The sequence below is a fragment of the Paenibacillus sp. FSL H8-0261 genome (assembly GCF_045040645.1).
Lineage (GTDB): Bacteria > Bacillota > Bacilli > Paenibacillales > Paenibacillaceae > Paenibacillus_AQ.
The window spans coordinates 338566-351368 of record NZ_CP150297.1; the positions used below are offsets into that span (position 1 = coordinate 338566).

The 12803-nt window shown below is 44.9% G+C and carries 13 protein-coding genes; 10 read left to right on the top strand and 3 right to left on the bottom strand.

From position 1 onward, the window contains the following. Positions 1–25: 25 nt before the first annotated feature. The 3 genes from MHI27_RS01535 to MHI27_RS01545 are packed head-to-tail and all read right to left on the bottom strand — an operon-like array spanning position 26 to position 2521. Positions 26–946 carry a metal ABC transporter substrate-binding protein gene (locus MHI27_RS01535; RefSeq protein WP_340973781.1) on the bottom strand — a complete coding sequence of 307 codons (921 nt, stop codon included), beginning with the start codon at positions 944–946 and terminating at the stop codon, positions 26–28. After that, positions 943–1785 (bottom strand): iron chelate uptake ABC transporter family permease subunit, encoded by an 843-nt coding sequence (locus MHI27_RS01540; protein ID WP_405175428.1) that lies wholly within the window; start codon positions 1783–1785, stop codon positions 943–945. Before MHI27_RS01540 ends, MHI27_RS01535 begins: the two co-directional genes overlap by 4 nt. Beyond that, positions 1778–2521, bottom strand: coding sequence for a metal ABC transporter ATP-binding protein (locus tag MHI27_RS01545; protein WP_405176682.1), 744 nt, complete (start codon positions 2519–2521; stop codon positions 1778–1780). The genes MHI27_RS01540 and MHI27_RS01545 overlap by 8 nt, the downstream gene beginning before the upstream one ends. 406 nt (positions 2522–2927) lie before the next feature. On the opposite strand from MHI27_RS01545, the gene MHI27_RS01550 reads away from it, so the two are divergent. The 10 genes from MHI27_RS01550 (at position 2928) to MHI27_RS01595 (ending at position 12740) form a co-directional block, all read left to right on the top strand. Beyond that, positions 2928–3473: a MarR family winged helix-turn-helix transcriptional regulator gene (locus MHI27_RS01550; RefSeq protein ID WP_042193136.1), complete on the top strand. Its 546-nt coding sequence runs from the start codon at positions 2928–2930 to the stop codon at positions 3471–3473. A gap of 28 nt (positions 3474–3501) precedes the next feature. Then, positions 3502–4956, top strand: coding sequence for an aryl-sulfate sulfotransferase (locus tag MHI27_RS01555; RefSeq protein WP_339244383.1), 1455 nt, complete (start codon positions 3502–3504; stop codon positions 4954–4956). 22 nt (positions 4957–4978) lie between these two features. Next, positions 4979–6010 (top strand): ABC transporter substrate-binding protein, encoded by a 1032-nt coding sequence (locus MHI27_RS01560; protein WP_405175429.1) that lies wholly within the window; start codon positions 4979–4981, stop codon positions 6008–6010. 11 nt (positions 6011–6021) lie between these two features. Then, positions 6022–6798, top strand: a complete 777-nt coding sequence (locus tag MHI27_RS01565) for an ABC transporter ATP-binding protein (protein ID WP_405175430.1) — start codon at positions 6022–6024, stop codon at positions 6796–6798. A gap of 18 nt (positions 6799–6816) precedes the next feature. Next, positions 6817–7593, top strand: coding sequence for an ABC transporter permease (locus MHI27_RS01570; protein WP_042184207.1), 777 nt, complete (start codon positions 6817–6819; stop codon positions 7591–7593). Positions 7594–7890: 297 nt separating this feature from the next. Further along, entirely contained in the window at positions 7891–9003 is a 1113-nt protein-coding gene (locus MHI27_RS01575; RefSeq protein WP_405175431.1) for an ABC transporter substrate-binding protein, read from the top strand. Positions 9004–9095: 92 nt separating this feature from the next. After that, complete coding sequence (locus tag MHI27_RS01580; RefSeq protein WP_405175432.1) at positions 9096–10019, top strand: ABC transporter permease; 924 nt, start codon at positions 9096–9098, stop codon at positions 10017–10019. After that, a complete protein-coding gene (locus MHI27_RS01585) occupies positions 10016–10819 on the top strand; it encodes an ABC transporter permease (RefSeq protein WP_042184213.1) in 804 nt (267 codons plus the stop codon). The genes MHI27_RS01580 and MHI27_RS01585 overlap by 4 nt, the downstream gene beginning before the upstream one ends. Beyond that, positions 10816–11859 (top strand): ABC transporter ATP-binding protein, encoded by a 1044-nt coding sequence (locus MHI27_RS01590; protein WP_405175433.1) that lies wholly within the window; start codon positions 10816–10818, stop codon positions 11857–11859. Before MHI27_RS01585 ends, MHI27_RS01590 begins: the two co-directional genes overlap by 4 nt. A gap of 14 nt (positions 11860–11873) precedes the next feature. Next, on the top strand, positions 11874–12740 hold the full coding sequence (locus MHI27_RS01595) for an alkaline phosphatase family protein (protein ID WP_076299988.1): 867 nt from the start codon (positions 11874–11876) through the stop codon (positions 12738–12740). The last annotated feature ends 63 nt before the right edge of the window (positions 12741–12803 follow it).

Sequence of the window (12803 nt, forward strand, 5' to 3'; positions counted from 1 at the left end):
CGAGAAAAATCTCGACAGCCTTTTTTTATGACGACAATCCTTCAACGACTTTATCAATATTCCATTTAATCATCTTAATGTATGTGTCGCCTTCTTCGCCTTTCTTAGCTAAAGAATCGGTGAAAATCTTAGAATGTATCGGTACACCCGTTTCATTGGAGATGGTTTCCATTGTTTTCGGATTAACGCTCGTTTCCAAAAATAAAGCCGGCACTTGATTTTCATCAATGATTTTAATTATATTTTTCATTTGTTCTGGCGTTCCTTGACTATCGGTATTGATTTCCCAAATAAATGCGGATTCAAATCCGTAGGCTTTTGAAAAATATTTAAATGCCCCTTCGCTTGTAACTAAAATGCGTTTCTCCTGCGGGACTTTTTCTACCGATTCTTTTGCATATTGATCCAATTCATTAAGTTTCTTAACATATTCTGATTGGTTATTCAGATAAAATTCTTTGTTGTCCGGATCTTTTTCGATTACATGTTTAGTGATGATATCTACATATTTAATAGCATTCTGAACATCAAGCCAGGCATGAGGATCTTCTTGAGTTTCTTTGCCTTTTTCTGTTAGGTACATTGGAGTTACTTCATCTGAGACGGCAAAAGCGACATCCTTTTTATTAGTGACATCAAGAAGGTCTTGGAACCACCCCTTACCTGTTTCCAGGTTCAATCCGTTATAAAAAACTAAATCTGCACTAGATACTTTACTTGTATCCTTAGGTAATGGATCGTACATATGCGGGTCTGTTCCGATGGGAACCATGCTATAGACCTCAGCTTTTTCCCCTACAATGTTTTCGGTCATATCCGCGATAATGGAGTAGGTTGCAACAATCTTCAACTTGTCATGGTCTGCTTCTCCCTCACTAACGTTTGAACATGCGGTAAATAGTAAGATGAACATTGTCAAAGAGAGCATCTTTATTGTTTTTTTCATCCTTCTTTAACCCCTTTTCTTAGAAAATTATTTTTGGGCGAGATAATAAATGATATAGCGAACAAACTTACCCCTACTAGAACAATGGTGGCACTTGTAGGTAAATTGAATCTGAAGCTAATGATCACACCTATAATTCCAGATACAGCGCCGATGGTGGAAGCCAGGATAATCATATGGATCAGCTTATTTGTCCAAAGATATGATGTAGCTGCTGGAATAACTAGCATTGCAATAACAAGCACAATTCCAACTTGAGATAATGAGGACACAGTAACCACGGATAACAGCATCATCAATAAATAATGATAGAATCCCGTTTTTAAACCAAATGCCTTAGAGACGACAGGATCAAACGAACTAATTAACAGCTCTTTATACAACAATGAAATGATGGCTATAACAACAAGCATGATAATAAATGATTGCATTAACTCGGACTGCGGGACGGCTAAGATGTTACCGAATAAAATATGAGTTAGATCAAGCCCGCTCTTGGCGAAAGTGATTAAGACAATTCCTAGAGCGAAAAATGAGCTGAGAATAATTCCGATCGAGGTATCACTTTTGATATTGCTGCGACTTGTTATGAATTGAATGAGGATGGCCGCTAAAAGTCCAAACAATGAAGCTCCTACAAGAATGTTGATCCCTAAAATATAAGATAACGCCACACCTGGTAATACAGCATGAGACAAAGCATCTCCCATTAATGACATTTTTCTAAGTACAATAAAACTTCCTAAAACCCCTGAAACAATGCCGAGAATGATAGCAGACAATCCGGCGTTAAGCGCATAGATCGGAATGTTTAATAATGATGAGAAATAATCAATCATTTTCGGCGTCCCCCATTCCTTTGATTACAAGATTACCTAAGGAAGCACCGTAAGCATTGAGGATATTGTCGGCTGTAAAGGTGTCTTTCACATCGCCAAAAGCAATAAGCTTTTTATTGAGAATGATTACTTTGTCAAAGTATTCTTCGACTTCATGTAAATCATGATGAACGATCAATATGGTTTTCCCTTCTTCGCGAAGCTGTTTAAGCAGTTTTACAATAATTTTTTCACTGACTAGATCTATGCCGACAAAAGGTTCGTCTAAAAAAAATACATCCGCTTTTTGGGCAAGCGCTCTGGCAATAAAAACTCTTTGTAGTTGCCCTCCAGACAAATTACTAATTTGTTTATTTGCAAGATCACTTATATCTACCATGGCCATACATTCCTCGACGCGTTGCCGCTCTTTTTTCCCGGGGCGCTGGAAGATTCTTAAGTTTGGATAGGTTCCAGTTAGCACTGTATCGTTCACTGTGATTGGAAAAGTAAGGTCAATATCATTTTTTTGCGGTACATATGCGATCTTCCGTTTATACTCAGAAATGTCTTTTCCCTCTACCCTCACCGTTCCGCTTCTTTTCTTGATTACTTCTAACAATGACTTAATGAATGTCGATTTTCCTGCACCATTTGGCCCGATAATTCCGATGGTATACCCAAAGGGAATATCGATATTTACATTTTCTAGCGCTGAATTACCGAAATAATCCACGTTTAGGTTTCTAATTTCAATCATTAAAAAGCTCCTCGTCTTGAAATTTATTGATTTGTTTCCTATTGGAAACATTTATTTTAATTATCTAATTTGTTTCCCTAGGTAAACATTTATTCTTAGGTACAATATATTTAACAATGGGCAAAATGTCAATGAAAAAGCTTAAAATTTATTTGATTTTGAATTAGTACAAGCATGCAATCTGCACCGGTATCGGGGTAATTTTTTTAGAATTAAAAATACATACTTGACAGGTAGGAATAAAGGGTTATATGATATCAGCAATACTTAAACACTAATTAAATGAACAGTGAAATAATTTATCTGAGCCGATTGGACCGCCAAAGGCTCCCGCACTTTTCCCTTGCCTGGGAGTTGTGCTGGGAGTCTTTTTTTGTTGGCTATGGAGAGAGATGAGGTAAGAATGAGCGATACGTATTGGAGACAGCTGGAGGAGACGGACTGGGTATTCCGCAAGATGGTCCGCAGATTTGTAAAGGAACGGGATAAGGTTGCAGTAGCAGGCATCTCTTTACCCGGCATGCTGATTCTACATAAAATCATTCGCGAGGGTGAACAGCGGCTTGGGGATTTAGCAGATGAACTGGACTTTACGTCAGGTGCGATCACAGCTTTGAGCGATAAGCTTGAGGCAGGCGGATTTACTGTACGCAGACGTAAGGAAGGGGACCGCAGGACGGTGATGCTGGACATCACAGACAAAGGCCGGAAGATGGCAGAGCTTAACAGCAACATTGGGGAACGATGTATTTCGCTTCTGTTTGAGGGGTTCACGGAAGAGGAATTGGTGCAGCAAAGTCACTTTTATCAGCGGATCATTAGTAATCTCGAAGGATTCTCAGACATCTTGCTGAAGCTGGTGAAGGAGAATGCTGAGGCTGAAGCTTCTCCAAACCTTGAACAGAAGCCACGAGCAGTCACAAAGAAAAGTAATTATCTTAGCTATTAAAATAAATTAAATGTAGGAGAGATGAACGATGGGACATTCAACCATATTTCCAACTGGAGCAACCGTATTTAATCCGAGCAAAGCGTGGAGTGGCTATACCGTATTTCAAGCGGGTGAAGAAGGTGTTGTACTGATTGATATGAACGGTAAAGAAGTGCATCTGTGGAAGGGACTGCTCGGGTTTCCGGCTAAAATCTTCCCTGGTGGTTATGTGCTAGGCAGTACAGGAAGGAGAGATCCCAAATTTGGCATTCAGGATAATGTAGATCTGGTGCAGGTCGATTGGGACGGTAACATCGTATGGAAATATAACAGCTATGAACATATAGAAGATCCGGGTTATGAACCGCTCTGGTATGCCCGCCAGCATCATGACTATCAGCGTGAAGGCAATCCGGTGGGTTATTTTGCACCAGGGCTAGAGCCTAAGGTAGACGGTGGCAAAACCCTAATCCTCGCTCACAAAAATATCTACAACCACCAAATCTCCGACAAGCAGCTGCTGGATGACACGATTATCGAAGTGGATTGGGAAGGGAATATCGTTTGGGAGTGGGCCCCGAATGAACATTTTGCAGAGCTAGGGTTTGATGAAGCGGCGAAAAACGTCTTATTCCGTGATCCTAACTCACGCTCCTTCGGGAATCTGGGGGGCGGTGTCGGTGACTGGTTGCATATCAATTCAGCTTCGTATGTAGGACCTAATAAGTTTTACGATGCAGGCGATGAGCGTTTCCATCCAGATAACGTGATCTGGGATGCACGGGAAGCGAATATTATCGCAATTACAGATAAGCGTACCGGGGCCATCGTGTGGAGAATTGGTCCAGACTACTCACTGCCAGAATTGAAGCATATCGATTGGATCATTGGCCAGCATCATGCGCACATCATTCCGAAGGGCTTGCCGGGAGAAGGAAACCTGCTTGTATTTGATAACGGAGGTTGGGGCGGTTATGGTCTTCCCAATCCATCTTCACCCTTTGGGCAAAAAAATGCACTTCGCGACTACTCTCGAATTCTAGAGATTAATCCAGTGACACTCGAAATTGAATGGCAGTATACCGCGGCAGAAGCAGGATTCTCTGTTCCGACGGATTCTTATAAATTCTATAGTCCTTATATTAGCTCAGCCCAGCGGTTACCGAATGGCAACACCTTAATTACAGAAGGATCTAACGGTAGACTTTTCGAGGTTACGCCAGAGCATGAACTGGTCTGGGAATACATCTCGCCGTATAACGATTCCAGAAATACAAACATGGTTTACCGTTCCTATCGTGTGCCTTATGCGTGGGTACCGCAGCTGGAGAAGCCGGAAGAACAAGCGATTGAGCCGATAGATGTCACGCAGTTCAGAGTACCAGGAGCTGCACCTAAGGGATCGGATTCGGTAGTGAACGTGGCAACAACCCTGCCGTTTGTTGAGGGGGCTGCTTGTGTGGCGACGACTGATGAAGGTAGTAGCCGCAAAGCCAACTAATACATTTGAGGGGGATGTCGTTGTGAAAAAGTCATGGATCAGCTCAAGCTTTCTGCTCTTATCCTTATCCGTTGTTATCCTATTATCAGGTTGCAGCTCCAAAGGTGATGCGTCGTCCTCTAAAGATGGAGCATTGAACGGCAAAAAAGAGACATTGAAGATTAAAATCGCTGACATCAATACGAATCCAACCTTTCGTGTGGCATTAGATAAAGGTATCTTCGCCAAACACGGGATAGACACCGAACTAGTCAACTTTGGTTCCCCGGCAGAAGGTGTAAATGCACTCTTCATTAAACAGGTAGATGTTGCTTTCGGGGCCGATTTTCCCTTGTTGAACGCAGTGTCGAAAGGAGATTACGCTATCATCGCCTCTGCGGGTCTGGCGACAGATGAAGCTTCTACAGAATGGAAGCTGTTCGTACAGGATGATATCAAGACAGCTGAGGAATTGAAAAGCAAGAAGCTGAGCTTTATTCGTGGAACCTTCATTCCGTACCTTTGGGATGAATATTTAAAAGAGCATAACATCGCGCTCAGTGATGTGGAATTGATAGGGCAGGGAGCCTTTGACGAATCTTATATCGCTTTGAAGCAGGGGGCTGTGGATGGTGCATGGTTCTATGGTTCAGTTCTTAATGATAAGCTGGGTGCCCTTTCAGGCGTACATGAGCTGACGGATATGTCCAAAACAACCGTACGGTTAGGGATGGGCATTGTAGCAGGGAATGATTTTGTAACAAAAAATCCAGAGGGGATCTCGAACTTTCTCGCAGCAGTGGATGAAGCAGGGGGCTATGCCCAGGCCCATCCAGATGAGGTTGCTGATTTGATGTACGAGGAAGTGAAGCAGCCTAAGGAATCGACGATCAAAGATCTTCCGAACAATCCATGGGCGCTCGGATTCACACAGGCGGCGTATGACAGTCTGACGAAGCAGAAGAAATATATGGTCGACACTGGAATCATTGAGAAGGATTTCGATCTGGATAGCAAGCTGAATCTTGAACCGCTTACCAAAGCTTTGCCGGAAGAAGTCACGTATAAGAAATAGGAGGGTTCAGCATGTCATTACCTGCTAAGCAGCACACCATTCATATTGAGCGGCTACGCAAGAGCTACAGTGAGCCAGCCGCTGGAGATGTTCATTATATTATTAAAGATGTGGATCTCGTAATCAAAGGCGGAGAGTTCTTCGTTCTACTCGGTCCAAGTGGCTGCGGAAAGTCGACGCTGCTGAATATGATCGCCGGATTTGTTTCCAAATCTGGCGGTAACCTTCGGGTGGATAACGAAGAGGTGAATAAGCCTGGCAGAGATCGGGCAGTTGTATTTCAGCAAGCAGATTCCTCTTTATTCCCTTGGCTAACGGTTCGAGAGAATGTGGAGTTTGGACTGCGAATGAAGAAAATCGCAAAGGCTGAACGGCGCACGATATCGGATAGGTTCATCGGACTTGTAGGACTGAACGGGCATGAGGAGAAGTTCCCGAAGGAGCTATCGGGAGGCATGAAGCAGCGTGTTCAGCTGGCACGGGTGCTTGCCAATGATCCAGCGATCCTGCTGATGGATGAACCCTTTGGTGCACTTGATGCGATGACCCGGAGGACGATGCAGAACGAACTGGTCAACATCTGGCAACAGACGCATAAGACGGTGATTTTTGTAACCCATGATATTCAGGAAGCCTTGCTGTTGGGGGAACGGATCGGCATTATGTCTGTAGGCCCTTCCTCTAACATCACGGACATTTATGACAATACGCTGCCTTATCCACGGGACGTAGCCTCAGCGGAATTTTACTCGCTATACAACCAGATTCAGAGCCATTTCGAAGAATAGGATAGGGTGGGACAGATGATGAAATGGGTGGAAAAGAAATGGGTTTCTGTATCCATACTATGGATTGCCGCACTCTGCGTCTGGCAGCTTGGGGCAGTGATCTACGGTCCTGATGTGATCCCTGGACCGTGGAGTACGCTTAAGGGTGGACGGGAACTTCTGGAAGACGGAACTTTGATGCAATATATCGGGATTAGCTTTTACCGGGTGCTAATTGGCTGGGTACTCGGCAGTTTAATGGCGATTCCCGTAGGTCTGATTATTGGAAAGGTGAATGTAATTCGTATCTTTGCAGAGCCTTTTCTGAACTTTATTCGTTTTATCCCGCCGATTGCATTCATTACATTGTTTTTAGTGTGGTTTGGCATTGGGGAGCAGTCGAAGATTGCATTGATTATGTACGCTACCTTTTTTATTGTGGTGCTGAATACCTTGACCGGTGTGATGTCCGTAGAGGAGGATAAAATCCGCTCAGCCCGTAGTATGGGCGCCAGTGAGTGGCAAATTCTGATTCATGTGATCGTCCCGGCGACGATACCGTATATTTTTACAGGCATCCGGTTAGCGATGGGAACCTCGTATATGGCGATTATCGGTGCGGAAATGATTGCTTCGAACGAAGGTGTAGGTTATCTGATTTGGAATTCCAGATTGTTTTTCCGGACAGATTGGATCTTTGTAGGGTTATTCTGTCTTGGCTTTATGGGCTTTTTCACGGATCGGTTATTTGGCTGGTTCGGCAAGAAAGTGCTCTATAGATACGGCGTGGTAAGTGTGGCGGCGCGTAGAAGGTAGTATAGCTTTAAGCATAAACACGAGAACCGCCTGAGTGGATCAGGTGGTTTTTTGAAATATAAGAAAGTATTGGTTTAGCACCTATACTTTATGTTTTATATTTCTCGCATAAATGCATTCGGCGACCTTATAAGGACGCCGAATGCATTTATACTTGGTATGTCTTACTTTTTATTTACAAATATTCCTATCCTCCTTAATGCCGCGAAAATAGTACACGCCTATACTGCAATTGGGTGCCTAACAGTTGGAGCATAGAGAAGCCCGCAAATAAGAAATAGGAGTGAAGGGGAAATCATGAAAAAAGGGATCAAAAATCAATTATCGATGGGTCTAATGTTATCCTTGCTCGTCCTGTTGCTTGCTGCTTGTGGAAATTCGGCTAAGGCTGACGAATCAACGAATGGAAATGCTGGCACCAAAGAATTAAGTCTGACCGAGATCGAGAGTAAAGCTAATGAAGAGGGCAGTGTTATCAGCGTGGGAATGCCGGATTCCTGGGCGAACTGGAAAGATACATGGAGTGATATGAGTAGTAAGTATGGTCTTACACATTCAGATACGGATATGTCGAGCGCGGAGGAAATTGCCAAGTTTGATGCGGAAAAAGATAAACCAACGGCTGACATCGGAGATGTAGGGATCGCTTTTGGATCGGTTGCCGTGGAAAAAGGAGTAACACAACCTTATAAAACGACCTACTGGGATGAGATCCCTGATTGGGCTAAGGATAAGGACGGAAATTGGATTGTCGGCTATCAAGGGACAATTTCGTTTCTGACAAACACCAAGCTCGTGGCTAATCCACCGAAGAGCTGGGAAGATCTGAAGAACGGAAATTACAAAATCATCGTAGGTGATGTAACCAAAGCTGCTCAAGCGCAGATGGCTGTATTGGCCGCAGCGATTGCTTTTGGTGGCGATGAGTCGAACATTGAACCGGGGATTGCTTTTTTCGAGGATTTAGCTAAAAAAGGACGTCTCTCCAATGCAGAAGCTTCTCTTGCCAACATTGAAAAAGGGGAAGTAGAAGTTACCCTGCTGTGGGATTTCAACGCTTTGAACTATAGAGATCAGATCAACAAAGATGGCTTCGCAGTAGCCATTCCGAAGGAAGGCAGTGTGGTGAGCGGTTATGCAACGATCATCAACAAATATGCGCCGCATCCTAACGCTGCGAAGCTGACACGTCAATACATCCTTAGTGATGAAGGACAGATTAATCTTGCCAAAGGGTACGCTCGTCCGATCCGTGACAGTGTAACACTGCCGGATGATGTTGCGGCTAAGCTGCTGCCAAAAGAGGAGTATGTTAACGCTAAGCCTGTTGGCGATTACAAGGTATGGGAAGAAACAGCGAAGACCATTCCACAGTTATGGCAGGAACGTGTGCTTGTGCATTTGAACTAGAATTGTTCTTCCCCCAAAAAAAGAAACAGGGCGCCTTCGTTACGATGCCGTAAGGTGCCCTTGTTCTATTCCCGCGACAAGGAGTGAGGAAGTTGAAACAGAAAAGCCGCGGTGTGATCCTGGCACTCATTCCGTTTGCACTGATGGTGTTGGCATTTCAGCTGGTGCCTGTATTGTCCATGCTGACGGGAAGTTTCCAAAAGGCAGATGGAACTGGACTTACGCTAGGCAATTACCTGCATGCACTGCAAAGTGCCTATTACATGCAGGCAATCAAGAACAGCTTGCTGATCTCTTTAACCTCAAGTCTGATAGGGATCATTGTCGGACTTTTTTGTGCATATTGTATTACTCGGTTCACTCCGAGGGTAAGAGACAGACTCTTAATGCTGTCGAATATGACCTCTAACTTCGCAGGAGTTCCGCTGGCTTTTGCGTATATTATTTTGCTTGGTAACAATGGAGTGTTTACGCTCTTATTCAAACAGTGGGGCTGGAGTGTTTTTACCGATTTTGATTTATATAGCTGGTCTGGTCTGATTCTGGTGTATGTATATTTTCAGGTTCCATTAGCCTTACTGCTCTTGTATCCATCCTTTTACGGAATTCGTGAGCAGTGGAGAGAGGCGGCGTCCTTGCTGGGAGCAGGACCGTGGCAGTTCTGGAAGACGATTGGGCTGCCAATTCTAACTCCGGCGATCTTCGGCACACTGGGAATACTGTTTGCCAATGCGATGGGTGCTTATGCAACGGCATATGCTTTGGTTGGCGGGAATTATAATCTGCTGGCTGTACGTATCGGTTCACTGGTTGCTGGAGATGTGGTTACTCAGCCAGAAATGGGGAGTACGCTTGCTGTTCTGCTGGGTCTGACTACGATTTTGGCCGTCTATTTGAATCATCTGATGGTTCGGCGAACGGAGAGATTTGGAGCTAAAGCTCTCAGTAAACCGGATGTGAAAACCAAATATTCTCGGCGCTTGTGGACGGCAGCTAGTGAGGAGGTGGGGCAATGAATATACGTAAAGCAGGCTTCGCTCCGCGCACTTTCATGCTAATGCTCATGGTGTATTTATTACTTCCACTGTTAGCAACCGGTATTTATGCCTTCGCGCAGGACTGGCAGAATACCTTGTTGCCTCAAGCTTGGACACTGAATTGGTTCGGAGAAATGTTTAAGGATATTCGTTTTTTGGAGGCGCTTTGGACCTCGCTGTATTTATGCCTGATTAGCGTGGTGCTGAGTCTGGCCGTGATGCTGCCAGCTGTTTTTGTCATCACCATTTATTTTCCGCGCTGGGAGAGCTTTATGAAAGTGATTGTTGTTCTGCCTTATGCGGTGCCTGGTGTAGTGGCTGCGGTGGGACTTATTCGTACCTATTCCTCTGGCCTCTTTGATATCGCTGGAACAGCTTATTTATTGGTGGGGGCGTATTTTGTGGTCATTCTTCCCTATATGTATCAGGGCATTCGCAATAGTCTGTTGACCGTTAACGCCGTAGAACTGCTGCATGCCGCAGAATTGCTTGGAGCCCGCCGCAGAACGGCTTTTATGAATGTGATTTTGCCAAATATCTGGCCTGGCGTTATCGTCTCTACCTTATTATCATTTTCCGTTCTGTTCGGTGAATTTGTTCTTACAAACATGCTAGTTGGCGGGCATATTCAGACGATTCAGGTGTATCTATATCAAAGAATGGGCGAAAGCGGACATTTAGCCAGTGCGATTGCCATCTCGTATTTTCTGTTTATTCTAGTCCTTTCGATGGTACTAATGAAGCTTGGCAAAAAGATGGGAGGAGGCGTTAAGGGATGAACGATTATCTGAAGCTGCAGGGAATACTCAAAATGTTTGGTGAGACCTGTGTGCTAGACAATATAGATTTGGAGATACGTGAAGGGGAGCTTGTGACGCTGCTAGGACCTTCCGGTTGCGGGAAAAGTACGTTACTTCGCTGCATAGCTGGCCTTTCGGAGCTGGATGGCGGCAGAATCCTTCTAGAGAATAAAGATCTGGCAAATCTGCCGCCCCGTAAACGCGAGGTGGGGATGGTGTTCCAGTCTTATGCTCTATTCCCTAATCTGACGGTGAGCCAAAATATTGAGTATGGAATGAAGATGCGTGGTTTGTCCAAAGCCGCCCGACGTAGCCGCTGCGAGGAACTGCTGGTTTTAGTCGATCTAGAGGAGAAGCGGGACGTCTATCCGCAGTCACTCTCCGGTGGACAGCAGCAGCGGGTAGCGCTGGCCCGTTCTCTAGCCGTGCAGCCCAAAGTATTACTGCTGGATGAACCCCTGAGTGCACTCGATGCCAAGATCCGCAAGAATCTACGTGCTGAAATTCGTGATATTCAGAAGCGCTTTAACATGACGACTCTATTCGTTACGCATGATCAGGAAGAAGCGCTGATTCTATCCGACCGCATCTGCATTATGAATGGTGGACGCATCGTCCAAGATGGAACACCGGAAGGACTGTACACCGCGCCGCGCACAGAGTTCGTTGCTCGGTTCATGGGCAGTTATAATGTATTGACTCGGCCAGAGGTGATGGCGCTGTTCCACGGAATAGATAGTGGGATGGACAGCTTTGCTATTCGCCCCGAAGCCGTAACGTTACTGCATGATGGGGCGGGTCAGCAGGAGGCTGCTGCCGGAGCACAACTGGTGAATGGAATGATTAAATCGGTGTCTGTGCTAGGCAATATTATTCGATGTACGGTTGAGGCTGAAGGAATCCGCTTAACGGTTGATCTTTTAAATGATGGACGCTGGCTGCGGGTTGGAGAAGGGGACAAAGTCACATTGGCGCTGAACCCTTCCGAGCTTTTACATTTAGAGCGAGAAGGAGCGTGAGTAGATTGACGGATATGACCAATAAACTCATTGTGGTTGTCTTGGACGGACTTAGATATGATGCTGCTCGCAAATACATGGGCTATCTGGAGCATCTTGTGGAGCAAGGATCCTTATCTTGTTATCGAGTACAGTCGGAATTACCCAGTCTATCACGTCCGCTTTATGAAGTGCTCTTAACGGGTACACCCGTGTCCAAAAATGGAATTACGGCTAACCATATTGTGAGACCTAGCCATGAAGAAAGTGTATTTCATTTGGCAGTAGCCGCTAATTTGCGTACAGCTGCTGTCGCCTATCATTGGGTCAGTGAGCTTTATAATTCGGCCCCCTTTGATCCACTGGCTGATCGCCATCAGCATAATGTGATGATGCCAATTCAGCATGGCAGCTTTTATTTCGAGGATCACTATCCTGACAGTCATGTGTTTGCCGATGCCGTGTATTTACGGAGTGCTTATGATCCGCATTTTCTATACATTCACTCCATGAATATAGACGACGCCGGGCATCGTTATGGCGGGGAGAGCAAGGAATATGAGCTTTCCGTGCGTAACGCCGATGGACTGCTAGCCACTGTTTTGCCTATTTGGATGGAGCAGGGGTATAAGATTCTGATTACGGCAGATCATGGGATGAACGCAAATGGGTACCATGGAGGGGTCACCTCTTCCGAGCGGGATGTGCCGTTATATACGTTTGGAGTAGATGCATTGCCTCTGGCAAAAGAAGATCAAGCAATCCCCCAATTAAGGCTGGCTCCGTTAATGTGCCACTGCTTAGGGCTTGCTCCCTCAGCTGCAATGAGCAAGGAAGGCTTGCCCCCTTTTGTGCAAAAGCAACCACTTCATGAGGTGAATGAACCTGTGATTTTAGGATGAAAATAAAATAGTAAAGCAAGATGAAAATCATATACGGGAACGCTGGGTTTTTGTATAATAAAT

Bases quoted from the DNA above. Each gene is read 5' to 3' on its own strand.
- MHI27_RS01535 (WP_340973781.1), bottom strand. From the start codon at position 946: ATGAAAAAAACAATAAAGATGCTCTCTTTGACAATGTTCATCTTACTA.
- MHI27_RS01540 (WP_405175428.1), bottom strand. From the start codon at position 1,785: ATGATTGATTATTTCTCATCATTATTAAACATTCCGATCTATGCGCTT.
- MHI27_RS01550 (WP_042193136.1), top strand. From the start codon at position 2,928: ATGAGCGATACGTATTGGAGACAGCTGGAGGAGACGGACTGGGTATTC.
- MHI27_RS01555 (WP_339244383.1), top strand. From the start codon at position 3,502: ATGGGACATTCAACCATATTTCCAACTGGAGCAACCGTATTTAATCCG.
- MHI27_RS01565 (WP_405175430.1), top strand. From the start codon at position 6,022: ATGTCATTACCTGCTAAGCAGCACACCATTCATATTGAGCGGCTACGC.
- MHI27_RS01570 (WP_042184207.1), top strand. From the start codon at position 6,817: ATGAAATGGGTGGAAAAGAAATGGGTTTCTGTATCCATACTATGGATT.
- MHI27_RS01575 (WP_405175431.1), top strand. From the start codon at position 7,891: ATGAAAAAAGGGATCAAAAATCAATTATCGATGGGTCTAATGTTATCC.
- MHI27_RS01585 (WP_042184213.1), top strand. From the start codon at position 10,016: ATGAATATACGTAAAGCAGGCTTCGCTCCGCGCACTTTCATGCTAATG.
- MHI27_RS01590 (WP_405175433.1), top strand. From the start codon at position 10,816: ATGAACGATTATCTGAAGCTGCAGGGAATACTCAAAATGTTTGGTGAG.
- MHI27_RS01595 (WP_076299988.1), top strand. From the start codon at position 11,874: ATGACCAATAAACTCATTGTGGTTGTCTTGGACGGACTTAGATATGAT.